The organism is Mesorhizobium sp. C264A, from assembly GCF_040324515.1.
GTDB lineage: Bacteria > Pseudomonadota > Alphaproteobacteria > Rhizobiales > Rhizobiaceae > Mesorhizobium.
This window is the reverse complement of record NZ_JAMYVY010000001.1, coordinates 2,727,995-2,753,498: the sequence shown is the minus strand read 5'-3', so window position 1 is coordinate 2,753,498 and position 25,504 is coordinate 2,727,995. Positions and strand designations below refer to the sequence as shown.

27 protein-coding genes are annotated in these 25,504 nt (G+C 63.4%); 17 read left to right on the top strand and 10 right to left on the bottom strand.

Annotated features, from left to right (window positions below; genetic code table 11):
* Positions 1 to 267: 267 nt before the first annotated feature.
* From NKL04_RS13585 to NKL04_RS13570, 4 genes are all read left to right on the top strand, one after another.
* Positions 268 to 423: a DUF1127 domain-containing protein gene (locus tag NKL04_RS13585; protein ID WP_023671409.1), complete on the top strand. Its 156-nt coding sequence runs from the start codon at positions 268 to 270 to the stop codon at positions 421 to 423.
* A 140-nt stretch (positions 424 to 563) separates the two neighbouring features.
* Entirely contained in the window at positions 564 to 737 is a 174-nt protein-coding gene (locus tag NKL04_RS13580; protein ID WP_023689840.1) for a hypothetical protein, read from the top strand.
* Between the two features lie 173 nt (positions 738 to 910).
* Positions 911 to 1,615 (top strand): Crp/Fnr family transcriptional regulator, encoded by a 705-nt coding sequence (locus NKL04_RS13575; RefSeq protein ID WP_023685922.1) that lies wholly within the window; start codon positions 911 to 913, stop codon positions 1,613 to 1,615.
* 284 nt (positions 1,616 to 1,899) lie between these two features.
* Entirely contained in the window at positions 1,900 to 2,088 is a 189-nt protein-coding gene (locus NKL04_RS13570; RefSeq protein WP_023671412.1) for a hypothetical protein, read from the top strand.
* A gap of 22 nt (positions 2,089 to 2,110) precedes the next feature.
* Here NKL04_RS13570 and NKL04_RS13565 read toward each other — a convergent pair whose 3' ends face one another.
* Positions 2,111 to 2,851 (bottom strand): sulfotransferase family protein, encoded by a 741-nt coding sequence (locus NKL04_RS13565; protein WP_023693766.1) that lies wholly within the window; start codon positions 2,849 to 2,851, stop codon positions 2,111 to 2,113.
* A gap of 269 nt (positions 2,852 to 3,120) precedes the next feature.
* Between NKL04_RS13565 and NKL04_RS13560 the strand changes: the two genes are divergently transcribed.
* A complete protein-coding gene (locus tag NKL04_RS13560) occupies positions 3,121 to 4,317 on the top strand; it encodes an aminotransferase-like domain-containing protein (RefSeq protein WP_023700698.1) in 1,197 nt (398 codons plus the stop codon).
* A gap of 152 nt (positions 4,318 to 4,469) precedes the next feature.
* Here the strand turns inward: NKL04_RS13560 and yghU are convergent, their stop codons facing one another.
* Entirely contained in the window at positions 4,470 to 5,339 is an 870-nt protein-coding gene (gene yghU, locus NKL04_RS13555) for a glutathione-dependent disulfide-bond oxidoreductase (protein ID WP_023671415.1), read from the bottom strand.
* Between the two features lie 430 nt (positions 5,340 to 5,769).
* Between yghU and NKL04_RS13550 the strand changes: the two genes are divergently transcribed.
* A complete protein-coding gene (locus tag NKL04_RS13550; RefSeq protein WP_023700697.1) occupies positions 5,770 to 6,681 on the top strand; it encodes a S1C family serine protease in 912 nt (303 codons plus the stop codon).
* A 188-nt stretch (positions 6,682 to 6,869) separates the two neighbouring features.
* Here the strand turns inward: NKL04_RS13550 and NKL04_RS13545 are convergent, their stop codons facing one another.
* Positions 6,870 to 7,484, bottom strand: a complete 615-nt coding sequence (locus NKL04_RS13545; protein ID WP_023693763.1) for a hypothetical protein — start codon at positions 7,482 to 7,484, stop codon at positions 6,870 to 6,872.
* 169 nt (positions 7,485 to 7,653) lie between these two features.
* Between NKL04_RS13545 and NKL04_RS13540 the strand changes: the two genes are divergently transcribed.
* The 7 genes from NKL04_RS13540 to NKL04_RS13510 all read left to right on the top strand — a co-directional run bounded on the left by NKL04_RS13540 (position 7,654) and on the right by NKL04_RS13510 (position 14,493).
* Positions 7,654 to 8,250 (top strand): YdeI/OmpD-associated family protein, encoded by a 597-nt coding sequence (locus NKL04_RS13540; protein ID WP_023693762.1) that lies wholly within the window; start codon positions 7,654 to 7,656, stop codon positions 8,248 to 8,250.
* A gap of 211 nt (positions 8,251 to 8,461) precedes the next feature.
* Positions 8,462 to 9,520, top strand: coding sequence for a GSU2403 family nucleotidyltransferase fold protein (locus tag NKL04_RS13535; RefSeq protein WP_023700694.1), 1,059 nt, complete (start codon positions 8,462 to 8,464; stop codon positions 9,518 to 9,520).
* Between the two features lie 208 nt (positions 9,521 to 9,728).
* The gene (locus tag NKL04_RS13530) at positions 9,729 to 10,937 is read left to right on the top strand and encodes an ABC transporter substrate-binding protein (RefSeq protein WP_023689847.1); all 1,209 of its coding nucleotides are present in this window, start codon (positions 9,729 to 9,731) and stop codon (positions 10,935 to 10,937) included.
* Between the two features lie 14 nt (positions 10,938 to 10,951).
* Positions 10,952 to 11,743, top strand: coding sequence for an ABC transporter ATP-binding protein (locus NKL04_RS13525; protein ID WP_286456597.1), 792 nt, complete (start codon positions 10,952 to 10,954; stop codon positions 11,741 to 11,743).
* Entirely contained in the window at positions 11,740 to 12,444 is a 705-nt protein-coding gene (locus NKL04_RS13520) for an ABC transporter ATP-binding protein (protein WP_023671422.1), read from the top strand. Before NKL04_RS13525 ends, NKL04_RS13520 begins: the two co-directional genes overlap by 4 nt.
* 173 nt (positions 12,445 to 12,617) lie before the next feature.
* Positions 12,618 to 13,505, top strand: coding sequence for a branched-chain amino acid ABC transporter permease (locus NKL04_RS13515; protein WP_023671423.1), 888 nt, complete (start codon positions 12,618 to 12,620; stop codon positions 13,503 to 13,505).
* Position 13,506: 1 nt separating this feature from the next.
* Positions 13,507 to 14,493 carry a branched-chain amino acid ABC transporter permease gene (locus NKL04_RS13510; RefSeq protein ID WP_023689850.1) on the top strand — a complete coding sequence of 329 codons (987 nt, stop codon included), beginning with the start codon at positions 13,507 to 13,509 and terminating at the stop codon, positions 14,491 to 14,493.
* Here NKL04_RS13510 and NKL04_RS13505 read toward each other — a convergent pair.
* From NKL04_RS13505 to NKL04_RS13490, 4 genes are read right to left on the bottom strand one after another with little or no spacing between them, the layout of a single operon-like run.
* Positions 14,487 to 15,443 carry a Csu type fimbrial protein gene (locus tag NKL04_RS13505; protein ID WP_023689851.1) on the bottom strand — a complete coding sequence of 319 codons (957 nt, stop codon included), beginning with the start codon at positions 15,441 to 15,443 and terminating at the stop codon, positions 14,487 to 14,489. The two genes, NKL04_RS13510 and NKL04_RS13505, sit on opposite strands and share 7 nt — an antisense overlap.
* Before the next feature lie 14 nt (positions 15,444 to 15,457).
* Positions 15,458 to 17,875 carry a fimbria/pilus outer membrane usher protein gene (locus tag NKL04_RS13500; RefSeq protein ID WP_031209310.1) on the bottom strand — a complete coding sequence of 806 codons (2,418 nt, stop codon included), beginning with the start codon at positions 17,873 to 17,875 and terminating at the stop codon, positions 15,458 to 15,460.
* Positions 17,847 to 18,569: a fimbrial biogenesis chaperone gene (locus tag NKL04_RS13495; RefSeq protein ID WP_023730420.1), complete on the bottom strand. Its 723-nt coding sequence runs from the start codon at positions 18,567 to 18,569 to the stop codon at positions 17,847 to 17,849. Before NKL04_RS13495 ends, NKL04_RS13500 begins: the two co-directional genes overlap by 29 nt.
* Before the next feature lie 26 nt (positions 18,570 to 18,595).
* The gene (locus tag NKL04_RS13490) at positions 18,596 to 19,087 is read right to left on the bottom strand and encodes a Csu type fimbrial protein (RefSeq protein ID WP_023685937.1); all 492 of its coding nucleotides are present in this window, start codon (positions 19,085 to 19,087) and stop codon (positions 18,596 to 18,598) included.
* An 819-nt stretch (positions 19,088 to 19,906) separates the two neighbouring features.
* Here NKL04_RS13490 and NKL04_RS13485 point away from each other — a divergent pair.
* The 3 genes from NKL04_RS13485 to NKL04_RS13475 all read left to right on the top strand — a co-directional run bounded on the left by NKL04_RS13485 (position 19,907) and on the right by NKL04_RS13475 (position 23,261).
* Positions 19,907 to 20,296, top strand: a complete 390-nt coding sequence (locus NKL04_RS13485; protein WP_023697761.1) for a DUF427 domain-containing protein — start codon at positions 19,907 to 19,909, stop codon at positions 20,294 to 20,296.
* Between the two features lie 150 nt (positions 20,297 to 20,446).
* Entirely contained in the window at positions 20,447 to 21,004 is a 558-nt protein-coding gene (locus NKL04_RS13480; RefSeq protein ID WP_023697760.1) for an RNA polymerase sigma factor, read from the top strand.
* Positions 21,005 to 21,146: 142 nt separating this feature from the next.
* Positions 21,147 to 23,261 (top strand): EAL domain-containing protein, encoded by a 2,115-nt coding sequence (locus NKL04_RS13475; RefSeq protein ID WP_023700690.1) that lies wholly within the window; start codon positions 21,147 to 21,149, stop codon positions 23,259 to 23,261.
* Between the two features lie 38 nt (positions 23,262 to 23,299).
* Here the strand turns inward: NKL04_RS13475 and NKL04_RS13470 are convergent, their stop codons facing one another.
* Positions 23,300 to 23,800 (bottom strand): hypothetical protein, encoded by a 501-nt coding sequence (locus NKL04_RS13470; RefSeq protein WP_023693749.1) that lies wholly within the window; start codon positions 23,798 to 23,800, stop codon positions 23,300 to 23,302.
* Between the two features lie 106 nt (positions 23,801 to 23,906).
* Positions 23,907 to 24,137 carry a DUF6894 family protein gene (locus NKL04_RS13465; RefSeq protein ID WP_023671435.1) on the bottom strand — a complete coding sequence of 77 codons (231 nt, stop codon included), beginning with the start codon at positions 24,135 to 24,137 and terminating at the stop codon, positions 23,907 to 23,909.
* Between the two features lie 283 nt (positions 24,138 to 24,420).
* On the opposite strand from NKL04_RS13465, the gene NKL04_RS13460 reads away from it, so the two are divergent.
* The gene (locus NKL04_RS13460) at positions 24,421 to 25,140 is read left to right on the top strand and encodes a Crp/Fnr family transcriptional regulator (protein WP_023671436.1); all 720 of its coding nucleotides are present in this window, start codon (positions 24,421 to 24,423) and stop codon (positions 25,138 to 25,140) included.
* A gap of 49 nt (positions 25,141 to 25,189) precedes the next feature.
* Here the strand turns inward: NKL04_RS13460 and NKL04_RS13455 are convergent, their stop codons facing one another.
* A complete protein-coding gene (locus NKL04_RS13455) occupies positions 25,190 to 25,483 on the bottom strand; it encodes a DUF982 domain-containing protein (RefSeq protein WP_023685943.1) in 294 nt (97 codons plus the stop codon).
* Positions 25,484 to 25,504: the final 21 nt, after the last annotated feature.

Here is a 25,504-nt window from a genome sequence, read left to right as displayed (position 1 = left end):
TGGGGGTCCTCTTCGTAAGAATTCATATGTGATCGCCTTGCGCCGACGAAGGGTAGGTGGGTCGCCGAACCCGAGGGAGCGCCATATGCGATCGCCCTGCCATAGGTCGGATCACGCCACCGCGGGAGTGCAACTAATTTGTATACAAATGTTTCTGGCCGGCATCGGTTTGTGAAGCGCTTCACCGTTGCCGCGCAATCGATCGGTTACAGAGGCCGTGCAAGAGCGGGCCTAAGGCAGCGCTCTGCTGCTGCATGGAGGTAACCGATGTTTGAAAGTCTCAGCAGAATTCGCGCTGCCCTGGCGCGCGCCAGCAAGCACAGGAAGACCGTGCGCGCACTGAATGCGCTGCCGACGGAGATCCAGAAGGACATTGGCTGGACGGAGTCGAGGTCGATCGATGAGATAAGGCTGCCGTTCTAGGGCCGCATCCAGCGTCGCTAATATATCGCTCGCCATCGATTGTTCGGAAGCGTACAGTATAGCATCGTCGGCCACATCAATGGGCGCTGACGCTTGGGAGCGACCATCGCACTCCTGCCCCGACAGGAGGCATTGGAGCCATGGCGGAGCAACCGAGACAGTCCGGTCTGAGCGCCGAGGCGCTCGCGGCCTTGGCGCGGGAAACCGGGGCCTCCGAGCAGCAGATACAAGAGATCGCATCGCTGATCGGCAACGATCGCTCGTCCATCGTGCGCGAAGCGCGCATGGTTGCGGCTGACCGCCCGAAGCGCTGATCCAGGAAAAAGCTGCTGGATTGATCCATGGGGCGTCGCCCCTAATTTGTCGGTTTTGTACGAAGTACAATGGCTGAATCCGAGTCAGCTATCGTCCAATGACCGTTTGCATTTGGGCAGGGCGCCGACGGCTGGGAGATGACATGTGCTCTTGCCCTTGACGGGAGAGAGCGATGGACCAGTCGGTCAGCAAGGAGAAAAGCGGCCTTTTGCGCCGCATGAACCCGGCCGACTTCGCACTGCTTGCGCCGCATTTGCATCATCGTGTGCTCGATCTCAAAGCCCCGCTCGAAATGGCGGGCGAGCCGGTCGCCTCGGTATGCTTCCTGGAAAGCGGCCTGGCCTCGGTGGTGGCGAGGAACCGGCCGGGCCTGGACACCGAGGTCGGCATCATCGGCCACGAAGGCATGTCGGGCTCCGCTCTGGTGATGGGCGCCGACTGGGCGCCCCATGATTGCTACATGCAGATGCCAGGCGAGGCGGTGTGCATCGATTCCGAGCCGTTCAAGGCAGCGCTGCAGAAAAGCCCGACGCTTCGCGCCTTCCTGCTCCGCTATGCCCATTATCTGCACGGCCAGACCAAATCCACGGCACTGAGCAATGCCCGCGCCAAGCTCGAGGATCGGCTGGCCCGATGGCTCCTGATGTGTGACGACAGGGTGGTCGGCCACCAGATCCAGATCACGCATGAGTTCCTGTCCGTCATGCTCGGCGTCAGGCGTCCCGGCGTCACCATCGGCCTGCAGATCCTGGAAGGGCGCGGCCTGATCCGGTCGAGGCGCGGCGAGATCGTCATTCGCGACCGGGATGGCCTGATCGCCGTCGCCGACGGTTTCTACGGCCAGGCCGAGGCCGAATACGAACGCCTGCTGGGCTGAGCCTGGCACGGGCTGGAAATGGCCGACGCGAATGCCGGTGAAAGCATGTTGCCAGAGCCGCGCCGGCCATTTGCGGCCATCTGGGGAGAGGCCGCCCGGCAAATCTAGCATCGGCGCAAAAGCGGGCAACGAACCGCAATCGCTTGGTAAAAACCGTACAATCGAATTGTGTTGAACCTTGGTTCGGCAAGAGTATGAATCTGCTGTCGTCGACCATGTATATGGGGCGCTGGCGCCTGAGGCTTCGACAGGCCCGCCCGCCGATGTGAACGGAGAAAACCGAAATGGCAGAACTGCTTTTCGATGTATCCGCCTTCGATTGCGCCATCCTGCGCGCCGCCTTCATCAAATCGGTGATGGAAGACAATGTCCCGGAAAAGCGCTGGCGCGCGCTCGCCGCCTCCCTGGTTCGCGACCTGACCGACCACGAAGACGTCGAGCCGGATCTGCTCGGCTGGATCACGCGCAAGTAGCAATATTCTGACGGTCCGGCGGCTACCCCAGCCACCACCACAGCGCCGCGATCGCCGCAAGCACCGCCGCCACCGACAGCCCCAGCATGATGTAGCTGCCCTTGATGATGTCGCGGATGATCTTCTTCACGCTTTCGCGGTCGTTGAGGTTGGGGAAGGGCTCGTTGGGCAGCGCCACGCCGAGGAAGCCGCAGAGCGGCGCCCAGCCATCGCTGACCTTGAACACCAGAAGCTTCTCCGGCGGCACGGCCGCTATCACCTCCTCGGTATAGGCGTTGTAGCGCGCCACCGCCTTGGCGCGGTCGTCCATCACGCCGGCAAGCGTGCGGCCCCAGATCAGTCTGTGCGACATGTCGCCGAATTTGCGGCCGAACGGCGTCAGCCATTCCAGCACCTTGAACTGCCACAATGTCTCGGTGAAGTGGATTGTGTCGATGGTGCTGTCGTACCAGGCCTCGGCGCCGCGCGGATGCAGGGTGAGCAGCACCTTGGCGTCGGGATAGGCGGCCATCAATTCGCGCCACACGCAGCATCCCGGATTGTCGACCGTCGCCTTGTAATTGGCAAAGACTCTGGTCCAGTCGTGCTGGCTGCCGGGCGGGCTGTTGGCCACCTTGCGCCAGAAGTCGAGATGGCCCTTGTTGGCCTTGTTGAGGATGACTTCCTGCATGTGATAGCTGGGAAGGCCCAGCCTGTTCAGCGCGGCAAAGGTCGACCATGTGCCGGTGCGGCCGAATCCGGCCCCGATGAGCTCAAGCGTCATTTTAACCCCCCTTGTTGAGACCGCTTTTCTTTTTATGCCGGTCCGCTCGGAATGAGGTTGCATCCGCGCCCCTCGGCGCGCAACAATTTTCCCTGTGCAGGGGCAAAAATGTGTTTGCTTTTTCGTCTGGGCCACGCGGAATGACGGTCTGGCTATTCCCGCGGGTGAGGGAGCCTGATAATAGGTCAGCCAGATTGACCTAATTCGCATGGCCGGAACGGTCATGCTGGACCAGATGCCGTATCCCGGGAGGTGGGCTCGTGAGTTTGATGGACCTGTTGGCGTCGCGCGCCTCGCGCATGAAGGCGTCAGAAATCCGCGAGCTGCTCAAACTGCTCGACCAGCCCGACATCATCTCCTTTGCCGGCGGCATCCCCGATCCGGCCTTGTTTCCGGCCCAGGCGATCGCCGATGCCTATGCCTCGGTGCTGGGCGGTGCGGAGGCGAGCGCAGCACTTCAGTATCAGGTCTCCGAAGGCTATCTGCCGCTCAGAAAATGGCTGGCCGGCCAGATGGGCAAGCTTGGCATCGCCTGCGACGAGCACAACATCTTCATCACCTCCGGCTCGCAGCAGGCGCTGGACTATCTCGGCAAGCTTTTCCTGTCGCCGGGCGACACAGCACTGGTAACATGGCCGACCTATCTCGGCGCGCTGCAGGCCTTCAACGCCTACGAACCGCGCTACGACCGGCTGACGCCGGACGGCGGCAACATGACGCCTGCCGCCTACCAGGCCGCTGCTGCCGCTGCAGGCGGCAAGGTGAAATTCGCTTATCTCGTTCCGGATTTCGCCAACCCGACCGGCGAGACGCTGAATCGCCAGCAGCGCGAGGCGGTGCTCGACCTCGCCGGCGAGCTCGACATTGCCATCATCGAGGACGCCGCCTATCGCGCGCTGCGCTATGACGGCGAGGGCCAGCCGCCGATGCTGGCGCTCGACTGCGAACGCTCAGGCGGCATCGACAATGCCCGCACGCTCTATTGCGGCTCGTTCTCAAAGATTCTGTCGCCGGGCATGCGCGTCGGCTGGGTCTGCGCGCCGCGCCGCGTCGTCGAGCGGCTGGTGCTGATGAAGCAGGCGTCGGACCTGCACAGCCCGTCGATCAACCAGCTGGTCATGCACCGCGTCTCCGAGGCCGTGTACGACAGCCAGGTGGAAAAGCTGATCGGCGCCTATCGCCAGCGCCGCGACGGCTTGCTTGCAGCACTCGAAGCGGAAATGCCGGATGGCGTCAGCTGGAGCCGACCGGAAGGCGGCATGTTCGTTTGGCTGACGCTGCCCGAAGGTGCGGACGCCACGGCACTGCTCGCCCGCTCGGTCAAGGAAGCCCGCGTCGCCTTCGTGCCGGGCAACGCATTCTACGCCGACGGTTCGGGCCGCAACACGATGCGGATGAGCTTTACGCTGGCTGATGAACGCGCCGTGGGTGAAGGCGTGCCGAGGCTGGCGAAATTGATGGGCTAATCTCCCCCCTCGAGGGGGAGATGTCGCCGAAGGCGACAGAGGGGGTCGCCGCGCGTGGAGCGCTAACCTTCATCAGTCGCAGGAGGTCGCGCCCAGTCGAGCCGACCCCCTCTGGCCTGCCGGCCATCTCCCCCTCAAGGGGGGAGATTAGCTCACTCCGCCACAACCAATTTATCCTGCGTCTTCGTCTCGAAATCGCTGGCGTCGTGGCGCTCGTGCAGTTGCATGGCCGGGTCGCCGAAGGCGCGGTTGACCATGCGGCCGCGTTGCACGGTCGGGCGGGCGTCGATCGCCCTGGCCCAGCGTTGTACGTGCTCGTAGTCCTGCACCGACAGGAACTCGGCGGAATCATTGTACATGCGGCCGAGCGCAAGGCCGCCATACCAGGGCCATACCGCCATGTCGGCGATCGAATAGAAGGCGCCGCCGAGATATTCGGTCTCTGCCAGCCGCCGGTCGAGCACGTCGAGCTGGCGCTTGGTCTCCATGGCGAAGCGGTCGATGGCGTATTCGAACTTTTCCGGCGCATAGGCGTAGAAATGGCCGAAGCCGCCGCCGAGATAGGGCGCCGAGCCCATCTGCCAGAACAGCCAGGACAAGGTTTCCGCGCGCGCCGGCTGTTCGGTCGGCAGGAACTCGCCGAACTTTTCCGCGAGATAAAGCAGGATCGAGCCGGACTCGAAGACGCGGACAGGCGTCTTGCCGCTGCGGTCGAGCAGCGCCGGGATCTTGGAGTTGGGGTTGACCTCGACAAAGCCCGAGCCGAACTGGTCGCCATCGTTGATGCGGATCAGCCAGGCGTCGTATTCGGCGCCCTTGTGGCCGAGCGCCAGAAGCTCCTCCAGCATGACAGTCACTTTGACCCCATTCGGCGTCGCCAGCGAATAGAGCTGCAGCGGATGCTTGCCGACCGGCAGCACCTTGTCATGCGTCGGACCGGCAATAGGCCGGTTGATGCTGGCGAACGTACCGCCATTGGCTTTCTTCCAGCTCCAGACTTTCGGCGGGGTGTATTCGGTCATGCGGGAAATTCCTTGGGTTTGGCGGGGCGAAAACGACTTGCGCGAGGGCGCGAGACTGATGGCGGAAAAGTTGGCGGAACCTAGATACGGGAACACATAGGTGCAATTCAGAAAGGTTCAACTTGTGTTGAACTATTATCGATGTCGGCGCCGCCCCTCATCGCCCTGCCGGGCACTTCTCCCCGTATAGTGACGGCGAGAAGGACGCTGTCGCCTACTGATTTCGCCAATTGCCAGCGTTGCCAAGAGCGCCGATGTTGCGGCCATCTCCCTTCTCCCCGTCGCTATACGGGGGAGAAGGTGCCGGCAGGCGGACGAGGAGCAGCGCCAGCCTCTGAAATGATTGCCTTGTTGCCTAAGCCCTTGCGCCCTGTGCAGCGCGGCATACCTATAGAGGATACTGCCCACGCATATCTGCCAGGATGAAAGCATGCCGATCGATCCCGTTTCCCCGCTCTTGCGCTCCGTCGTTGGCGTGCGCGCCATGGTTCCCGACGATGCCTTCACGGCCAATGCCCTGGGCACGCGCCGGGAAGGCAGCGGCGTCGTCATCCGCGGCGACGGGCTGGTGCTCACCATCGGCTATGTCATCACCGAGGCCGAGGAGGTCTGGCTGACCGACCAGGACGGCCGCGTCGTGCCGGCGCATGCGCTGGCCTATGACCAGGAGACAGGCTTCGGCCTGGTGCAGGCGCTGGCGCCGCTCGGCCTGCCGGCGGTGGCGCTGGGTGACGCCTCGAAGGCGAAGATCGGCGACCCCGTGGTGTTTGCCGACGGCACCGGCCGCTCGGTCAAGGCACACATCGTCACCAAGCAGGAATTCGCCGGCTATTGGGAATATCTGCTCGACGAGGCGATCTTCATTGCCCCGGCGCATCCGTCCTGGGGCGGCGCGGCGCTCATCGGCCAGGATGGCAGCCTGCTCGGCATCGGTTCGCTGCTTTTGCAGATGAGCCGCAACGGCGAGGTCGCCGACATCAACATGGTCGTGCCGATCAACCTTCTGACCCCGATCCTCGACGATCTCCTGACGCGCGGCCAGGTGGCGAAGCCGCCGCGCCCATGGCTCGGCGCCTTCTCGGCCGAGTCGAACGGTGCGGTCGTGGTGATGAGCGTCGCCGAAGGCGGCCCCGCCGCCAAGGCCGGCCTGCGCCAGGGCGACATCATCTCCGACGTGCGCGATGGCGAGGTCGACGGTCTCGCCGATTTCTACCGCAAGCTATGGCAGAATCCGGCGGGTTCGGAGATTCCTCTCAGGGTCGTGCGTGACGGTCGTGAGACTTGGCTGCGAGTGAAATCCGCCGACCGAAACAGCTTTTTGAAGAAACCGCATCTGCAGTGAAGCCAATCTCCCCCCAAGTGGGGGAGATGCCCGGCAGGGCAGAGGGGGGCGCGAAGGATCGCGACCTCTCGATCTATTTTCTGACAAGAATCGCGGGATAAACGTGGCTGACACTAGCCGGTGCGTTGGCGGGACAGCGGCCCCCCTGCCGGCCATCTCCCCCACAAGGGGGGAGATTGGCTGCCCCCTCAATCCCCGCACACCCTAAAAGGCGTCCCCGTGTCCCACTCCGCGAAGGGCACGACCTGGCCTTCGACAGACACGATACTGTTCACCTTGCTATCATCATCCTGCGTCTGCATACTTTTGCCCTTGCCGGTCAGCACGTCGTAGTCGCAGCTGCTGTAGACGACAACGGACTGGTATTTGTAATGGTCATAGGCAACGCCGGCGACGACGAAGGCCTCGTTGCGCCAGGCGATGGTCAGCGTCATGTCGGTCCGCTCGCCGGGGCCGATCAGCCCCGGCAGATAGATCTTGATCGAGCCGTTGGGCAGCAAGGTCAACTCCGGTTCGATGCCGGAGCCCTCATAATGCGGCTGGTCGTAGTCGTTCCATTCGCCGTAGACCTGCTCATGCACGACGCCGGCGGGTTTCAGAAAATTGTACTTTTTGTCCCTCAGGAAGAAATGCATGTCCATGGTATCGTCTTCGGGCTCGGTCTCGACGATCATCGCCAGATCGGCGGCGCCGTCGCCATTGAAGTCGCCGGTCAGCGCGGTGATGATTTTCTGGGTTTCGATCGGTTCGGCCAGTGCCGAGGTCGGCAGCAGAAGGATGAGGCCGAGTAACATCGCTCGCATGGCATTTCCCCCGAATTGCAGTCTGCCTTGCCCGGCTGACCAGCAGGAAACTGCCACGGGCGTCGGCTGCGGCGCAAGCCGGCTCGCAATAGGCTAGGGGGTATCGACGCCGCTGACGGAAACTGGCATCGACAGCCGATACAGCCGGCCCGGCAACAACGAGGTGATGATGGCGCCGTTCAAGGTCGATCCCGACAAGGTTCATGAATTCCCCGATCCCGACAGTTTTTACGCCTGGCTGCGCGAAAATCATGCCGGCGAGAGCGAGGTCTGGATCAAGGTCCACAAGGTCGGCTCGGGCCTCGCCTCGATCACGCCGAAGCAGGCCATCGACGTGGCGCTGTGCTTCGGCTGGATCGACGCCATACGCAAGCCGCTCGACGACAAGAGCTTTCTGCAGCGCTACACGCCGCGCGGCAAGAAGAGCATCTGGAGCAAGATCAACATCGACAATGTCGCCCGCCTGGTCGAGGAGGGCCGCATGACCGAACACGGGCTGAAACAGGTCGAGGCGGCCAAGGCCGACGGCCGCTGGGACCGCGCCTATGCCTCAGGCAAGGACATGAAGATCCCTGACGATCTGCAGGCCGCCATCGACGCCGAGCCGAAGGCGAAGGAGATGCTGGCAAAGCTTTCCGCCCAGAACCGGTTCGCGCTGGCGTTTCGAACGCACAACATGAAGACGGAGGCGGGGCGCAGGAAGAAGATCGAGGCTTTTGTCGAGATGCTGAAGCGCGGCGAGACGATCTATCCGCAGAAGCGGTGAGGCGACGGCAAGCGGCTGCCATGGTGCGCGCAGCTAAAAACCCGCGTGTGAGGTTCTGGCCTCCCTTTCTCGGACATAACCTATTGTTTTTACGGTATTTTCCACTCGGCGTGTGGGTGATAGCTGCGATAGTGGAAAAAGCATAGCAACGTATTGTTAATTAAGAGTTTTCCACTATGTTAACTTGATCCTGGCTTAAGAGTGGAAAACGATGCTGAGAGAGTTGACCGGCGAGCAGCGGCGCCAACTCATAGATACGCAACAGGTCTACGAGGCCTGGCAGCGTGCTGATGACCAGCGCCAAAGGCGCTTTGCAGGCAGCATGCGCTGGGTTGAGCGCAGCGGTGCTGAATACCTGCTGCGGAAGGTCCGGCAGGTCGAGAATTCACTCGGGCCGAAAAGCAGCCAGACGGAGAAGGCGTTCGCTGCGTTTTCCGAGGGCAGGGTGCAGAACAAGGATCTGCTGGCAGGTCTGGCCGATCGCCTGAACGGCCTGGCGAAAGTCAATGTGGCAATGGGGTTGGGCAGGGTACCGGCCATCGCCGCACGGATATTGCGGCGGTGCGCCGAAACAGACCTGCTGGGCAAGCAGTTGCTGGTCGTCGGCACGAATGCGCTGTTCGCTTACGAGGCTCTGGCGGGCGTCCAGATCACCAGCGGTCTCACGGCAACCGGCGACATCGACCTGCTCTTCGATTCCCGACGCCGCATCAGCTTCGTGACCGGCGAGAGGGTAAGCCAGTCCGGCCTGATAGGCGTGTTGCGTAAAGTGGACAGGTCCTTCAAGCCGCTCCAGCCCCGGGCCTTCAGGGCAGCGAACCGTGATGGCTATCTGGTCGACCTGATCCGTCCGCAGGCAAGACATGTCCTCAAGGACAACGCCACTACCTCGATTACACAGCATGCCGACGATCTCGACAGCGCACCCATGGAGGGGCTGCAATGGCTCATCAACGCCCCGAAGGTGGAGGCTGTGGCGATCGATGAGCGTGGCTATCCCGTAAGCATGCCGACGGTCGACCCTCGAATGTTCGCTCTGCACAAGGCTTGGCTGGCCACGCTGCCTGATCGGTCTGCGGTCAAGGCAATGAGAGATCGTGAACAGGCGGAAGCGGCTGCACGCATTGCCACCGCCTATCTTGCCCTTCCGCTGGACAGCGAGCATCTCAAAGGGCTTCCGGGGGCACTGCTGGACGCTGCGGCCGCAACGCTCTCTCTGCCTGGCCCGAGCGGCTTTTCCGAAGACTCTCCAATTGAGCCCGACTGGTAGCGGCCGCGCTAGCACGCCATGCTACGAAAATAGCATTCTCCCCTTGCGAAATCTGATGCTACGTTTCCCGGCGCACCCAGGGCGGAAGGGTTGCCAAGAGGAGAAGTGGCGGGCGCTGGCCCGGATTTCAGCGAGAACCGGACGGAACTGTTGAACCATCGTGAGGCCTCCGCGTTTCCCGGCGTCGGCCACAAGGGAGGAACCACCTGTGAAAGCATCCTATCTCGTCTCAGCCGCGCTGCTTGCGGCGACTGCGATGCCGGCGGCGGCCGGCGAAATTTCCGACGGCAAGGTCAAGATCGGCATCCTCAACGACCAGTCGGGCGTCTATGCCGATTTCGGCGGCAAATGGTCGGTCGAGGCCGCCAGGATGGCGGTCGAGGATTTTGGCGGCAAGGTGCAGGGCGCGCCGATCGAGATCGTCAACGCCGATCACCAGAACAAGCCCGACATTGCCTCCAACATTGCGCGCCAGTGGTACGACACCGAACAGGTCGACGCGATCATGGAACTGACGACATCCTCGGTGGCGCTCGCCGTCCAGGGGTTGTCCAAGGAAAAGAAGAAGATCGACATCGTCACCGGAGCGGCATCGGCCGACCTGACCGGCAAGCAATGCTCGCCCTACGGTTTCCACTGGGCTTACGATACCCACTCGCAGGCGGTCGGCACCGGCGGCGCGCTGGTGCAGCAGGGCGGCGACAGCTGGTATTTCATCACCGTCGACTATGCCTTCGGCTATTCGCTGAAGGAGCAGACCTCAAAGGTTGTTGAGGCAAGCGGCGGCAAAGTGCTGGGCGAGGTGCGTTACCCCTTGGGATCGACGGATTATTCCTCCTTCCTGCTGCAGGCGCAGTCCTCCGGCGCCAAGGTTATCGGCCTTGCCAATGCCGGCCTCGACACCTCCAATACCATCAAGCAGGCGGCCGAGTTCGGCATCGTCGCCGGCGGCCAGCGGCTGGCAGCACTTCTGTTCACGCTTGCCGAGGTGCACGGCCTCGGCCTGCAGGCGGCGCAGGGCGTGGTGCTCACCGAAGGGTTTTACTGGGACCGCGACGACAAGAGCCGCGACTTCGCCGGGCGCTTCTTCAAGCGCACCAACCGCATGCCCAACATGATCCAGGCCGGCACCTATTCGGCGGTGCTGCAATATCTCAAGGCCATCGACAAGGCCGGCACCGACGAAACCGAGGCGGTCGCCAAGCAACTCCATGAAATGCCCGTCGACGACATCATCAACGCCAACGGCAAGGTACAGGCCGACGGCTCGATGGTGCACGACATGTATCTCTATCAGGTCAAAAAGCCCGAGGAGTCGAAGAAGGACTGGGACTACTACACCTACCTTGCGACCATTCCGGGCGACAAGGCCTTCATCAAGGCTGAAGACAGCGGCTGCCCGCTCGTCACCAAGTGACGCTGGCGCAAGCCGTGGCCGTCCAGCCGGACGGTGCCGAAATCAAGCCGCGGGTGGTGCTCTCCGCCCGCGGCCTGCGGCGCGATTTTGCCGGTTTCGTCGCCGTCAACAATGTCGACCTCGACGTCCATCACGGCCAGATCCATGCACTGATCGGGCCGAACGGCGCCGGCAAGACGACGATCTTCAACCTCTTGACCAAGTTCCTGCAGCCGAGCAGCGGCAGGATCGAACTGTTGGGCAACGACATCACCCGCACCGCGCCGGCCAGGGTGGCGCGCATGGGTCTCGTCCGCTCGTTCCAGATATCGGCGATCTTTCCGCATCTGAGCGTGCTCGACAATGTCCGCGTCGCCTTGCAGCGGCCGAGCGGGCTCGGCTTCCAGTTCTGGCGCTCGCTGGCCGCGCTTGACCAACTGACTCCACGGGCGCGCGAATTGCTTGCCGTCGTCGGTCTCGACGATGTCGCGCATCGTCCGGCCGGCGATCTCTCCTATGGCCGAAAGCGCGTGCTCGAGATCGCCACCACGCTGGCGCTCGACCCGAAAGTGCTGCTGCTCGACGAGCCGATGGCCGGCATGGGGCACGAGGATGTCGGCGTCATTTCCGGCATCATCCGCTCGCTGGCAACGGACCGCGCCGTGCTGATGGTCGAGCACAATCTCACCGTCGTCGCCGACCTCTGCGACTGGATCACCGTCATGCAGCGCGGCCAGGTGCTCGCCGCCGGCGACTACGCGACGGTGAGCAAGGACGAGCGCGTCAGGATCGCTTACATGGGGACCGAGCAGGGGGACCGAGCATGAGTGAGCCGCTGCTTGCCGTGCGCGATCTCCATGCCTGGTATGGCGAGGGCCATGCGCTGCATGGCGTCAACCTCGACGTTTTTCGCGGTGAGACCGTGACGCTGCTCGGCCGCAACGGCGTCGGCAAGACCACAACGCTGCGCGCCATCATGGGGCTGGTCCGCAAGCGCAGCGGCAGCGTCGCCTTCGACGGCAGCGACCTGATGCGCCTGCCGCTGCATCGTGTTGCCCATCGCGGCATCGGCTTCGTGCCGGAGGAACGCGGCATCTTCGCCACGCTCACCGTCGACGAGAACCTGATCCTGCCGCCGGTGGTGGCCAAGGGCGGCATGAGCGTCGACGAGATCTTCGATCTCTTTCCCAACCTCAAGGAGCGCCGCAACAGCCCCGGCACCAAACTCTCCGGCGGCGAACAGCAGATGCTGGCCATCGCCCGCATCCTGCGGACGGGCGTGCAGATGCTGCTGCTCGACGAGCCGACCGAGGGCCTGGCGCCGGTCATCGTCCAGCGCATCGGCGAACTGCTGGCGACCTTGAAAAAGCGCGGCATGACCATCCTGCTCGTCGAGCAGAATTTCCGCTTCGCCGCCCGCATCGCCGACCGCTTCTACCTGATGGAGCACGGCAAGGTGGTGGAGGGTTTTGCCGTAAGCGAGCTTGCCGCTCACACGCAACAGCTGCACGAGGTGTTGGGGGTATGATGACGACAGCCCACGGCAGTACCCCCACCCCGCTGCTGCGCAGCGACCCTCCCCATAAGGGGGAGGGTGGAGGGCCACCGCCCTACCTCCCCTTGTGGGGAGGTCGGACCGAAGGTCCGGGTGGGGGTACGTGCGCACAGACGCATCCCCCTTGCAACACCATCGGTGACGCCATGACCATGATCTTCGGCATCCCCGTCCAGGCCTTGCTCGGCCAGATGCTGGTCGGGCTGATCAACGGCTCCTTCTACGCCATGCTGAGCCTCGGCCTGGCCGTCATCTTCGGCCTGCTGCGGATCATCAATTTCGCCCATGGCGCACTCTATATGCTCGGCGCCTTCATCGGTTACCTGCTGCTCGTCCATCTCGGCATCGGCTACTGGCCGGCGCTGCTCCTGGTTCCGCTCATCGTCGGCGTCTTCGGCATGGCGGTCGAGCGCGTGGCGCTGTCGCGGCTCTACCGCCTGGATCCGCTCTACGGGCTGCTGTTCACCTTCGGACTGGCGCTGGTCATCGAAGGCGTGTTCCGTTTCTACTACGGCGTGTCGGGCAACCCTTATGCCGTTCCGGCGCAGCTTGCCGGCGGCACCAATCTCGGCTTCATGTTCCTGCCCAACTATCGCGGCTGGGTGGTGGTGGCCTCGCTCATTATCTGCATCGGCACCTGGCTCCTGATCGAAAAGACCAGGCTCGGCTCCTATCTGCGCGCCGCGACCGAAAATCCCGAGCTGGTGCAGGCCTTCGGCGTCAACGTGCCGCTGCTGCTGACGCTCACCTATGGGCTCGGCGCGGCGCTCGCCGGCCTTGCCGGTATTCTCGCCGCGCCCGTCTACCAGGTCAGTCCGCTGATGGGCTCCGATATCATCATCGTCGTCTTTGCCGTCGTCGTGGTCGGCGGCATGGGTTCGATCCTCGGGGCCATCGTCACCGGCTACATGCTCGGCCTCGCCGAGGGCCTGACCAAGGTGTTCTATCCCGAGGCGTCGAACCTCGTCGTCTTCGTCATCATGGCGGTCGTGCTGCTCCTGCGCCCCGCCGGCCTGTTCGGAAGGGACGCCTGAGATGAGCGAGGCAACCCTTCACCAACAGCGCACCGCCGCCTCCGTGCGGCTGGAGCGGGTATTGCTGGCATTGGCCATACTGGCGCTGATAGCCGCGCCCTTCTTCGTCTATCCGATCTTCCTGATGAAGATGCTGTGCTTCGCGCTGTTTGCCTGCGCCTTCAACCTGCTGCTCGGCTACACCGGGCTGTTGTCGTTCGGCCACGCCACCTTCTACGGCGCCGCCGCCTATTTCTGCGCCTACGCCGTCAAGGCATGGGGCTGGCCGCCCGAGGCCGGCATCCTGCTCGGCACCGCCGGAGCGGCCGTGCTCGGCCTGGTCATGGGCTTCCTCGCCATCCGCCGGCAAGGCATCTATTTCTCGATGATCACGCTGGCGCTGGCGCAGATGTTTTATTTCTTCTGCGTCCAGGCGCCGTTCACCGAAGGCGAGGACGGCATACAGGGCGTGCCGCGCGGGCATCTGTTCGGCATCGTCGATCTCAACGTCACGCTCAACATGTATTTCGTCGTGCTTGCCGTCTTCCTCATCGGCGTCTTCGCCGTCTGGCGCATCGTCAACTCGCCCTTCGGCATGATCCTGCGTTCGATCCGCGAGAACGAGAACCGCGCCATCTCGCTGGGCTATTCGGTCGGCCGCTACAAGCTCGCCGCCTTCGTCATGTCGGCAGCCCTTGCTGGGCTTGCCGGCGCCACCAAGGCGATCGTCTTCCAGTTCGCGACGCTGACCGACGTCACCTGGCAGATGTCGGGCGAGGTGATCCTGATGACACTGCTCGGCGGCATCGGCACCATGGTCGGTCCTGTAGTCGGCGCCGGCCTGGTAGTCGGGCTGGAAAACACCCTCGCCACCTCCGGCTTCCCGGTGACCATCGCCACCGGCCTGATCTTCATGATCTGCGTGCTGGTCTTTCGCCGCGGCATCGTCGGCGAGATTTACGCGCGCTGGCTGGCGCCGGCCAACGGCGAGGAGGGCCGCGATCAATAGGTGATGGTCACCACCACCGTGTCGGTGTAGACGCCGGCCGAGGGCGTCGTCTGCGGCGGCACGCGGCCATAGACGGTGAGCGCCTGGGCCGTACCGGTTCCGGTGCCGGCCACCGTGCTTCCCGGCGTTCCGGCATCACCCCAGGGCTGCGCGCGCGCAATGTCCTTGTAGAGGCCGTAGGTGACCCGCTCGCCGCCCTTCGACATTTTGCGATTGGTCGGCGTGCCGCCTGTCGTGCCGCCATTCAGGGAGACCGTATAGGCGGTCGACGGCGTGCAGGTGACCGAGACCTGGCCGGTGGCATCGGCATTGGCGTCGAGCACGCCCTTGGAGCCGAAATCGATGTTCTGGGTGGCGACCAGGCAGTTTGCCGCGACCGTGGCGTTGATGGTGAAGGTCGGACTGGTGCCCAAGTTGCCCGCGCCAGTGTTGCAGCTGCTGCTCAACAGGGTTGTCCGGGAGCGGAACTCGAGTTGCCCGCCCGAAAATGTCGACAGATAAGTGCCCGGCGGAACGGTCGCCTGGCCGCCGGGAACCCGGCCATAGAGCGTCAGGGTGTCGATTGAGTTGCCGAAGAGATTGGGGCTCAGCAGCAGCGGTGGCGGGCGCGAGGCATAGGCCCAGTTATAGGTGCCCCAGACAACGCTCATTGCGGGGTCCGAATAGAGTTGATAGTTGAGGCTGTTGACGCCGCTCGCCATCTGCCGGGCCGCCGCCGAGGTTGCACCGCCGGTGCCGGCGGCAATATGCGGACAGACCAGGACGGGCAGCAGCAATGGCAAACTGCCGCTGCAAGTCGCGGTGAAGGTGGCTGTCGATGTCGCCGCGGTGCCCGACAGCGTGTCGATGAGGCCGAAATTCAAACTGGTGACGGTGTAACTGCAGCTCTGCGCCCGGGCGAGCGACGGGAGCAGCACCAGCAGCAGGGCGATGATTACGGCGCGCAGCATTTTTCCTCCAGCTCTCATTGGCACACCACGTTCCCGATCACCACTTGCCGGCCGCGCGCCGCCTCGAAGGGAAACTCTGCCCGGCATGAACCGCCGTCAGCGCGCTCGACCTGCACTGAATTCTGCTTGCCGAGGCCCTTGATGTAGGCCTGCCCGTCATAGCCGACGACAAAGTCTTCAGTGCCGCCATCGACGCGTCCCGACAGTCCGGCTTCGAGCGGCGTTCCGCTCGAGTCGACCAGCGTCACCAGCGCGGCCTGCGCCGCCTCGGACACGCCGAACTTCAGCACGACGCCGTTGCGGTCGGCTGGGACGACGGTCTCCTTGGTAGCCGGGACATCCGCGTCGACTGGTAGATTCTTCGGGTCGATGGAGACCGTGTTCAGCTCATAGGAGTTGAGCCCGGTGACCAGGATGCGGCCTTTGCTGTCGGTCCTGCCTACCGGCCGGTTCTGATGCAAGACCTCGACATCAGGCGTGCCGACATCGACAACGGCAAAGGCATCGTCGATGCGGTTGGTGGCGAACACCCCGCCGCCTGCGACCGCAATGGCGCCGTCCATCTGGCCGGTCACGCGAAAGTCCTTGTCGAATTGCTGGGCGCCGGCCTCGAAACGCGCAAACGGCGCGCGGTAGCTGACCGCTGCCGAACGATTGGGGACCTCGCCCTCCGAGGTGCGCAGCCGCCAGCCGATGCTGCCGTCCTCGGCCCGCTCCGATTTGGCGAGGTCGGCAGTGACATTGAGGCCCTCAGGGCCTTGCTCGACGCCTGTCGACGCCGAGATCTCGTCGTTGAACGGGATCGAAATCCCGGCGAACACGCCATAGCTGCTGTCGTCGTCGAGATCGGCGAAGGCGGTGGCATAGAGCGTGCTGCGCTTGAAGATCGCCTGGCTGTAGGACAGGCCGACGATCTGGCTGTTTTCGCCCTCGGCGCTCTTCAAATGCGTATAGGACAGGTTAAGGCTGGAGAAATCGATCGGCATCGGCACGCTGAGCGTCACCTGGTCGACCGAGCGCGGCACGCCAGCGCTGAAACGGGTGAAGTCGTCGGGGTCGAGAACCGGCTCCGCCGTCACCGAGGCGATGTCTTCATAGCCGCCAAAGGCCCGCTGCATGTGGGCGTTGATCGCCCAGCCGTCATAGCCGAATTCGACACTGGCATCGACCAGCGAGCCGGTGCGCCGGTCATGATGGCTGCCGGCGACCGCCAGCGAAGCCGCGCCATATGCCCCGAGCGGGAAGGCAGCACCTATGCCGCCATTGATCAGATCGGCGCCGCCCTCGGCATGGGCTTCCAATGTCAGCCGGTCGGTCACGCCGTAACGCGCGCTGGCGACCCCCATGACGCGGCCGTCATAATCGTCGGAGGAGATGCCGAAATTGCGCCGCGCCATCCCTGCCTCGACGGAAAAGTCGAGCAGTCCCTGGCGCAGCAGCATGCTGGAGGCATAGAACGGCAAGGTGGCCGTGGTCTCGCGGCCCAGGCTGTCGCGCAGCACCACCTGCGCCTGTCCTGCGCCCGTGAACACCGGCAGATTGGTGACCTGGAACGGCCCGGGCTGGATGTCGCCGGAATAGGTGCGCACGTTCTGCGTATAGACCTCGAGCGTCGACGGCACAGCCGCCGTGCCGCCGAAGGAGGGCAGGGGCAGCGTCACCAGGTCCGATCGCAGGTGGAAGTTGCGTTGCGCCTGGATGCCGCCGAGATAGACCGGACGCGTCCACGACAATCCACCGGAGATGAAGTCGCCGGCGCGGTAGGTCATCAGCCGGTCGGGGTCGGAATAGCTCCATGTCGTGTTGAGCCGCGTGAAGCCGCCCAGCCTGCCGTCGGAATAGCCGGCGATGAAGGATTGGCTGAGCGTTCCATAGGGGCTGAACACGCGCGCATCGAAGCCGCCGGAAACGCCTTGGAACAGCTCGACGTCCTTGTCGAACAATGTGTTGGAGCTGGCAAACAGCGAATAGTTGAGAACCGCGCCCAAGCCCGATTGCGGCGCCGGCCGGTCCTGCAAGCGCAAGCCGAGATCCACCATGCGCGCCTCGCGGCTGTCATTGGCGGCGGTGACGTAGAGGCGCTGGGCTACCTCATCGATCCGAAACGAAACGTCGGCCAACTGGTCGAGCCTGACCAGGCCGCCGGCGTCGGCTATGTCCTCCGGCGGTTTCAGGCCGACCTCCTTCAGCTCTTGGGGCGCCGCCGCCAGCCCACCATCCGGCATCTCGATAAAATTGCCGACCAGCTTGGTCGAAACGTCGTTGATGAACACCTCGAGATAGAGGCTGCGGCCCGCTGGCAAAACGGAAGCCGGCTGTTCGAGGTTCGTCACGGCCGGAAATTCCTGCGAACGCACCGCCAAGCAAGGTGTGAAAGTCGCAACCGCGACGATGACAGCGACGCTACTTGCCCTTGACGGCAACGTTGGCATCGAAGGGTCCAAGATCGCTCTGTGCCTTCAAAAGCACGGAGCCCGCGGACAGTGATTTGCCGCTGCCGATCGGCCACTGCATGGTCGCGCCGCCCAGCACATAACCGACGAGCCCGTTTCGGTTGCCGAGCTTTTTGCCGTTCTGGGTCAGGGATAGGTTGGACAAGCGGAGACGACTTTCACCGGTATTGCTCGCTGTCAGCACAAGACTGCCGCCCTTGCGCGAAACACTCCAGGCGACTGCCGGCGCGGCGGCATCGGCGTCGCGGAAAAACACCGGGACCGAATAGCGCAGCGCGAGCGCGACCGTACCGGCCTTCTTGCGCGACGGGTCGGGTAACTCGTCGACGATGACGCGGTAGCTTTCCTCGGCCCGCACCGGCGCCTTGCTGACGCGCACGACGCGAACCACGTATTGGGCATTGGGTCCGAGTTTGGTCGATGGCGGGCTGGCGACGACGTCCGTAGTCGGCGTCAGCTGCTCGATCCCGCCAGCCTGGCTCCAGGCGAAGACGCGTATCTGCACATTGATCGGCCGCTTGGGGTCATCGTTGCTGAGGTTGAGAACCGCCGAGGCGTCGGGCGAGATCAGCTCGAGACCTGTCGGCGCCACCCTGAGCGAAGCGGCTTGTGAGAGACCGGCGCACAGCAACAGAACAGCCGTGGCTCCGATGCATGAAAGCATGGATCGCATGATCGTCCTCGTGTTGGTATCGATTGTCAGTACGTTATGGTGATCGCAACGGTGTCGGTGTAGAGGCCCGCCGCCGGTGTCGTCTGCGGTGGAACACGCCCGTAGACCGTCAGCGGCTGAATGGCGCCGTTGCCGGTTCCGCCGACCGTGTCGGTGGGGATCGTGGTGCCCCAAAGCTGCGTCCGGGTGCTTTCCCTGTAGATGGTGTAGTCGATCGTCGCCGACGCCGGCCCGGTCATCTTGCGAACAGCAACAGTTGCGCCCGCGCCCGCTCCGGCGCTCAGACCAACATTGTAGGACTTGCCGGTCGTGCATTGCACGTTGATGGTGCTGGTCTGGTCGACATTCGCATCAATGACACCGTGCGAGCCGAAATCGAGATCGCTCGCCGTCTGCACCTTGCATTCGTCGGTAATCGTGATGCGGACATTCATGCTGCCCGTCGCGGTCGCGGCGATCGCGGGCAGGATGGGAAGCAGCGACGCTCCCGCCAGCAGCGCATATTTCAGCAATCTCATGCGTGTTTCCTCCGTCGGGCAGACCGTTCCTCGCAACACAGTCTTGACCCGGATTTCACTCCTACAGCTCCTCCGTTGCATGCTTCGCAAGACATCAACGATACAGTAATGTCAGAAGCGAACTGTGCAATGATTATTACAACTTAGATTCGGATTACGACAGCGAATAACTTCGGTATGTATCGGATAATTTTGGTTAATATTTGGTTAACAGAGATGAAATGGACATTTTTCCGAAATGAAAGTTCGTCTGTCGAAAATTTATTTTGCTTCTCGTGCCGAAAAGGCGAAAATATCTGGCAAATCATCTTGATTTTGTAGAGTCTCACCTGTCGTCCTTTATTATCGATATTTCGCGGCGTGCACCGGCGCCAAGCGGCCATCGCCATAGCCGCGCCGGTAGCTGTTCGCGCCTGTCCAAGCCTTGCGGTCGTGCTGACAGGGCCGCATTCGCCAAAACCGTGTTCCGCCCGGCCCAAGCATGGCCGTCCCGGCTGAGATAAATCCACCGCCGTCGGATCGCGGCGAAACACATGCGAATCGTTCTTGCCACGCTGGCCCGGATTTCCTTCGGCGGCGCATCGGCCGGACGGGAGATGCGCCTGTTGTCCCTTGGAGCCATGATCCACGGCCGGCAGCCGCGCGGACCGGCTGCCAGACGTCAGAAAAGGAAGAACGATGAAGAAGACCTATGAAAAGCCACAGCTCGAAAAGCGCCAGAAGCTGTCGCGTGTGACCGCTGTCGCCGGCCCATCAGTGGCCAGTGAGAGCTGACGCCGTCGACCGGCATCGAGCCACCAGCGGACAAGGAGAGCAGTCATGGATCAGCATGCGAACCCGTCACCCGGCTTCAGGCGCAATCCGGGCAAGGTGATCACCGTCGAGCCCTTCAACGGGCGTGTCGTCGTGTTTGCAAACGGCACCATCATCGCTTCCTCGGCAAAAGCCAAAATGGTGACCGAGCCGCCCCATCCCTTCTCCTTCTACATCCCGTTCGAGGACATCGACTTCCGCAAGCTCAGGAAGACGGAGCGGTCGACGCTGTGCCCCTACAAGGGCGACTCCAGCTACTGGAACGTGCTGCCGGCGGGCGAAACCGGTAACGACGCGATGTGGGCCTATGAGCAGCCCTTCGACGAGATGGCCGAGATTCGCGCCCACGGCGCCTTCTATCCCGACCGGGTCGCCATCGACGCCACGCCGCGCTAGCGCGTCATGCCTGTCGCCCAAAAGTGCCCAGCGTTTTTGGAGCCGACGACAGGCATGAACAGAGGAATTTTTCAGATCAGCCAAAGCTGTCCTCACCCGGGGGCGCAGCGGTTTTGCGGCAACGGCATGCCGAAACAAAGACAAAATGTCATGGACGAAAAGCAGAGAGCCATTCTCGACGAAATCCCGCGCCTGCGCCGCTATGCGCGCTCGCTGCTGCGCGACCGCGATTCCGCCGACGATCTCGTCCAGGACTGCCTGGTGCGGGCGCTGCTGCGGCTGGACAACTGGCAGACGGGAGAGAGCCCGCGAAAATGGCTGTTCACGATCATGCATCATCTGTTCATCGACCAGATGCGCAAGGTGAACCGGCGAGGCGAGGCCTCGATGCTGCCGCTGGAGGCCGGCGAGGCGCAAGCCTCTCCCGCCGACCAGCTGGAGAACGTCGCCGCGCGCGAGATCATCGACGCGCTGCAGGCGATCAGCCCGGACCGCCGTGCCGCGCTGACCATGGTCGCCATCGAGGGCTTCTCCTATGCCGAGGCCGCCGAGATGCTCGGCGTTCCGGCCGGCACGCTGATGTCGCGCATCGCGCGCGGCCGTGAGGAACTGCGCGGCCTGCTCGAGGACAATGCGCGCCGCCGCGCGATAAGGATCGTCGAGCCAGGCCCGGCCAGGGCGGTTCCAATCAGGGCGCCAATGGCATGACGAGCCCCAATCGCATGATGACGCCTTACGGCATGGTCCACGATTGCAGGCCTTGTCCGCACTGTGGGCGCGGCGCACCCGGTAACGGTTTCTTCTCTGCTTGCGTGCATAGTGGCGGCGACGGAGTGAGCGAAACCAGGGCATGGCTGAAGAGAAAATACGCAACGGTGAGTTCTGGGCGCTTGCGCTCGAACGCGCTCATCTCGGCGTATGGGACTGGGATATTTTGAGCGGCGACTGCTTCTATTCGCCGACCTGGTCGCACATGCTGGGTTATGAGGATGGCGAGCTTGCCAACAGCGATGACCTCTGGCTGAAGCTGACGCATCCCGACGACCGCCAGCGGGCGCTGGCCAGCGGCGAGCGGCACATTTCCGGCCTGACCGCCTCGATCGAGACCGAGCTGCGCCTCAAGCACAAGGACGGCCACTGGATCTGGGTGCTGGACCGCGGCGGCATTGTCGAGCGTGACGAGACGGGCAAGCCGGTCAGGCTGATGGGCGTGCAGACCGACATCAGCCGGCAGAAAGAGGCGGAAGCCGAACTCGAGCGGGTCAATGTGCGCTTTCGCCTGGCGCTGGCGGCCAGCGGCACCGGCATCTGGCATCACGACATCGACGCCAACAAGAGCTATTGGGACGCCCGCACCAGGGAGATATTCGGCCTGGTCGCCGACACCGACGAGGTGGCTGCCGACCTTTGGCATTCCTATCTGCATCCCGACGACAAGGATGCCGCAGAGCGCGCCCATCTGGCGCCGCTTTCGACCGACGGCGTCGTCGCCGCGCAATACCGCATCGTCAGGCGCGACGGCGAAATCCGCCATGTCGAATCGCTGGTGCGCTTCATCGCGGCGCCCGAGACGGCGGGCCAGATTCTCGGCACCGTGCGCGACATCACCGAGGACAAGAAACGCGAGCGGGAACTCGCCTACGCCGCTCACCACGATGCGCTGACCGGCCTGTTGAACCGTGCCGCCTTCGACCGGCTGCTGGCCGTGCATATCGCCACCGAGCGGGCTTTGCCGCTGGCGGTGTTTTACGTCGATCTCGACTACTTCAAGGCGCTCAACGACTTTGCCGGTCACGCCGCCGGCGACCTGGCGCTGAAGGGCGTGGCCGCCGGTATTCTGGGCTGCCTGCCGGCATCGGCACGTGCCGCGCGCCTCGGCGGCGACGAGTTCGCGCTGCTGGTGCCCAATTGCCAATCGGCCAAGGCCGAGGCGCTGGCCGGCGCCATCCTTGCGGCGGTCCGTGACGCCGACCTCGGACTGCCGGCGACCTCGCGAAAGCTCGCGGCCAGCATCGGCATCGCCTTCGTCGAGGACACCACCACCACGGTTGCCGATGCGTTGGCCTGCGCCGACGACGCCTGCTATGCGGCCAAGGCGGCCGGGCGCAATCGCTTCGCGGTGTTTTCGGCCGATGCGGCGTCGGGCTCCGGCGGCCTCAACGCGGCGCGTGTCGCCGCCGACACTGTCGACGCCATGGATGACGGGCGGCTGAAACTGTTCGGCCAGGAAATCCATCTGCTCGGCCAGCCCTGGCAGGAGAGCCGCCATGTCGAGGTGCTGGCGCGGCTTGCCGGGCGCAATGGCAAGCTGATCCCGCCCAACGAATTCATTCCGGTCGCCGAGCGCTTCGGCATTGCCTCGCGGCTGGACCGCTGGATCATCAGGACAGCGCTTTCGCAGCATGGCGCGGCGATGCGGTCAGGCGCCATCATGCTCGGCTTCAATCTGTCGGCGCAGACGCTGAGCGATCCGCTGCTGTGGGATTTCGTCGACGCCGTCATCGCCGAGACCGGGGCGCCGCATTCCGGCATCGGTTTCGAGATCACCGAGACCGCGGCCGTCACCAATTTCGACGCCGCCGAGCAGTTCGTGCGCAAGGCGCGCGAGCGGCAATGCCGCGTCAGCCTCGACGATTTCGGCGCCGGCATGAGCTCGTTCGAATATTTGCGGCGCTTTCCGGTCGATCAGATCAAGATCGACGGCTCGTTCATCGAGAATATCGCGGAAAGCCGTTTCGACCGCGAGATCGTCTCGGCCATAGCGGGCATCGCCAAAAGTCTCGGCTGCGCGGTGGTGGCCGAAAAGATCGAACAGCAGGAAGCGCTCGACATTCTGCGCGGCATGGGCGTGGCCTATGGCCAGGGTTTTCTGCTTCACCGGCCGGAGCCGCTCGAGGCGATCGTCGCGCGGGCCGGCGAACAGTCACCGGCCAGCGGACAGTCGCCGGAAAAGCGCTTCGGCTGACGGCTTCTCATCGCCTCGGGCTCGCGCGACTTGTCCGGCTAACCGGCGTCGGCCTTTTCCTGCTTTCGCTGCGCCGCCTCCTTCTTGCGGCGCAACACCTCATCTGTACCGACAAGGTCCTTCGAGGCGCCGGAAATGGCGGTCGAGACGACGGCGGGCGGATCGCTGGCCGGAAAACTATCTTCGAGCCCTGATTGCAACTGCTCCTCGAGCGTCTGCGGGTTCTCGGAGCGGCCTTCGGCGCGGCGCTCGCCAACGGCTTCGACATCGCTCTTGGTGTCGGGGTGAGCGCGGGCTTCCGATATCGTCGACACCACCAGCTCGATGGCGAACTCTTTCATCGCCTCGGCTTGCGGCCCATCGACATCAGAGTCTTCGATCAGGCGGATGAGCGACTTTTCCAGGGCGCCCAGTTCCTTGACGCCCTGACACCGCGCCAGACGCTTGGTGAGCGAACCGATCAGCGCCGGGGCAAAGGTCGAATAGGCAAGCCTGCGTGTGTCGTCGACCTGCTCGGGATGAAGCTTTTGCAAGGACATAGATGCCTCCAGTCAATCAGCCGTGCAGCTTCTGCCGCTGGCCCCTCCTTAGGAAACAGAGGGGAGGGCAAGAGGTTCCATACAGTCCTCGACAGGGTCGACGAGTTCAACTCCACAGCGACGCCATGGTCAGCGACGCTTCGAATATCTGCTCCCTGTTCTCGTTCAGCATCTTGACGGTGATCCGCCGGTGGTCGCCCTCCGGTATCTCGTCGCGCGCCACATCGTGCAATATGCGCAGCGCTTCGGCTCCCGCACGCTCCCGGCTGGGAAAAAGCTGCCCCTCTTCATCAATCTGGGTCTCGGCGTTGTACAAGTCGAAGTAGAACCGTTCCATGTGTGCAAGGATCCCTGCGTGAGAACGCTAAGGCGCATCGCGGTTGAAGGACGCAGGCGACGCGCTTCAGGTCTGTGTTTTTATGCATGTCGTTGTCTCAAAATCGGGGCCATTTTTGAGCGACATGGATTAAATCCCAACCCGCACCCATGGTTCCATGCGACTGTGCCCTGAGCAGATTTCCTGCCAGGAGCCGTCGCCGTGCCGGCCGATTGCAACCGCACCCGATCTCCGGCGTTTGGCTAGGCCACGAATGTCCACGAAATCTCGAACTGGATCCTCTATGCTAGAACCGCTTTATCTCAACCTTGGCCAGCATGACGCTTTGTCCGAGCAGGAAAAGGGGCTGCTGGCCGCCGCCATGACCATCGAGATGGATTTTGCCACCGGTCAGGACATCGTTTCAGAGGGATCGAGGCCAGGCTACAGCACGCTCATCATCGAGGGTCTGGCGGCGCGCTACAAGGTGCTGGAGGATGGCGGCCGCCAGTTCACCTCGTTGCAGGTGCCAGGCGATTTTGTCGATTTGCACGCCTTCCTGCTCAAGACAATGGACCATGGCATTATAGCTTTGTCGCCATGCCGGGTGATCGCCGCCGACCACAGTCGGCTAAGGACGATCACCGAACAGGCGCCTCATCTCAGCCGCTTGCTTTGGCTGGACACGCTCGTCGATGGCGCCATCCATCGGGAATGGATCGTGGCCATGGGCCGGCGGTCCAAGACTTCGCATCTGGCGCATCTTGTGTGCGAGCTGTTCGTGCGGCTCCAGGTCGTCAAGCAGACCAACGGCATGAGTTTCCGGCTTCCCCTGTCGCAGGCGGAACTGGCCGATGTGCTTGGGCTTTCGGTCGTCCACATGAACCGGGTCATCGGCGCGCTGCGCAAGATCGGTGTGATCGGCTGGGCAAATTACATGGTGACCATTCTGGACTGGCAGCAGCTGGTGGAAATCGCCGAGTTCGACCCGACTTATCTCAGCATGAACCGCGAGCCGAGATAGGCTATCCGGCGTTCGCCATGACATCGCAGGCAATCCGTCAGCCGGTCTTTCAACGATGCCCATCCAGCGACGCCAATTCGTCGAGCATGGCAAGGGCGGCACTTGGCTTCGCCGGCTTCAGCAAGCCCTGTTGGGCGGCGGCATTCTGGAAAGCGGCAAAGGCGATGTCCGGGCGGCAAATGCCGTTCAACGCGTCATCCACCAGCCTGTCGGCCGCCTTGTAGGCCGCCGTCTGCTTGTTCTTCCATGTTCCGCCTAGCGCCCTCCTGGCGTCGGCGATCGACGACACCGTCATCGCGCTGCCGTCCACGAATCTGATCGTCAGGGGCAGAAAACGGCTCATGCGCTCACCATCCAAACCATT

Bases quoted from the DNA above. Each gene is read 5' to 3' on its own strand.
- NKL04_RS13520 (WP_023671422.1), top strand. From the start codon at position 11,740: ATGAGTGAGCCGCTGCTTGCCGTGCGCGATCTCCATGCCTGGTATGGC.
- yghU (WP_023671415.1), bottom strand. From the start codon at position 5,339: ATGACCGAATACACCCCGCCGAAAGTCTGGAGCTGGAAGAAAGCCAAT.
- NKL04_RS13580 (WP_023689840.1), top strand. From the start codon at position 564: ATGGCGGAGCAACCGAGACAGTCCGGTCTGAGCGCCGAGGCGCTCGCG.
- NKL04_RS13490 (WP_023685937.1), bottom strand. From the start codon at position 19,087: ATGAGATTGCTGAAATATGCGCTGCTGGCGGGAGCGTCGCTGCTTCCC.
- NKL04_RS13570 (WP_023671412.1), top strand. From the start codon at position 1,900: ATGGCAGAACTGCTTTTCGATGTATCCGCCTTCGATTGCGCCATCCTG.
- NKL04_RS13455 (WP_023685943.1), bottom strand. From the start codon at position 25,483: ATGAGCCGTTTTCTGCCCCTGACGATCAGATTCGTGGACGGCAGCGCG.
- NKL04_RS13510 (WP_023689850.1), top strand. From the start codon at position 13,507: ATGAGCGAGGCAACCCTTCACCAACAGCGCACCGCCGCCTCCGTGCGG.
- NKL04_RS13515 (WP_023671423.1), top strand. From the start codon at position 12,618: ATGACCATGATCTTCGGCATCCCCGTCCAGGCCTTGCTCGGCCAGATG.
- NKL04_RS13495 (WP_023730420.1), bottom strand. From the start codon at position 18,569: ATGCGATCCATGCTTTCATGCATCGGAGCCACGGCTGTTCTGTTGCTG.
- NKL04_RS13460 (WP_023671436.1), top strand. From the start codon at position 24,421: ATGCTAGAACCGCTTTATCTCAACCTTGGCCAGCATGACGCTTTGTCC.
- NKL04_RS13465 (WP_023671435.1), bottom strand. From the start codon at position 24,137: ATGGAACGGTTCTACTTCGACTTGTACAACGCCGAGACCCAGATTGAT.
- NKL04_RS13540 (WP_023693762.1), top strand. From the start codon at position 7,654: ATGGCGCCGTTCAAGGTCGATCCCGACAAGGTTCATGAATTCCCCGAT.
- NKL04_RS13470 (WP_023693749.1), bottom strand. From the start codon at position 23,800: ATGTCCTTGCAAAAGCTTCATCCCGAGCAGGTCGACGACACACGCAGG.
- NKL04_RS13500 (WP_031209310.1), bottom strand. From the start codon at position 17,875: ATGCCAACGTTGCCGTCAAGGGCAAGTAGCGTCGCTGTCATCGTCGCG.
- NKL04_RS13565 (WP_023693766.1), bottom strand. From the start codon at position 2,851: ATGACGCTTGAGCTCATCGGGGCCGGATTCGGCCGCACCGGCACATGG.
- NKL04_RS13575 (WP_023685922.1), top strand. From the start codon at position 911: ATGGACCAGTCGGTCAGCAAGGAGAAAAGCGGCCTTTTGCGCCGCATG.
- NKL04_RS13535 (WP_023700694.1), top strand. From the start codon at position 8,462: ATGCTGAGAGAGTTGACCGGCGAGCAGCGGCGCCAACTCATAGATACG.
- NKL04_RS13560 (WP_023700698.1), top strand. From the start codon at position 3,121: ATGGACCTGTTGGCGTCGCGCGCCTCGCGCATGAAGGCGTCAGAAATC.
- NKL04_RS13485 (WP_023697761.1), top strand. From the start codon at position 19,907: ATGGATCAGCATGCGAACCCGTCACCCGGCTTCAGGCGCAATCCGGGC.
- NKL04_RS13480 (WP_023697760.1), top strand. From the start codon at position 20,447: ATGGACGAAAAGCAGAGAGCCATTCTCGACGAAATCCCGCGCCTGCGC.
- NKL04_RS13545 (WP_023693763.1), bottom strand. From the start codon at position 7,484: ATGCGAGCGATGTTACTCGGCCTCATCCTTCTGCTGCCGACCTCGGCA.
- NKL04_RS13585 (WP_023671409.1), top strand. From the start codon at position 268: ATGTTTGAAAGTCTCAGCAGAATTCGCGCTGCCCTGGCGCGCGCCAGC.
- NKL04_RS13550 (WP_023700697.1), top strand. From the start codon at position 5,770: ATGCCGATCGATCCCGTTTCCCCGCTCTTGCGCTCCGTCGTTGGCGTG.
- NKL04_RS13475 (WP_023700690.1), top strand. From the start codon at position 21,147: ATGGCTGAAGAGAAAATACGCAACGGTGAGTTCTGGGCGCTTGCGCTC.
- NKL04_RS13505 (WP_023689851.1), bottom strand. From the start codon at position 15,443: ATGCTGCGCGCCGTAATCATCGCCCTGCTGCTGGTGCTGCTCCCGTCG.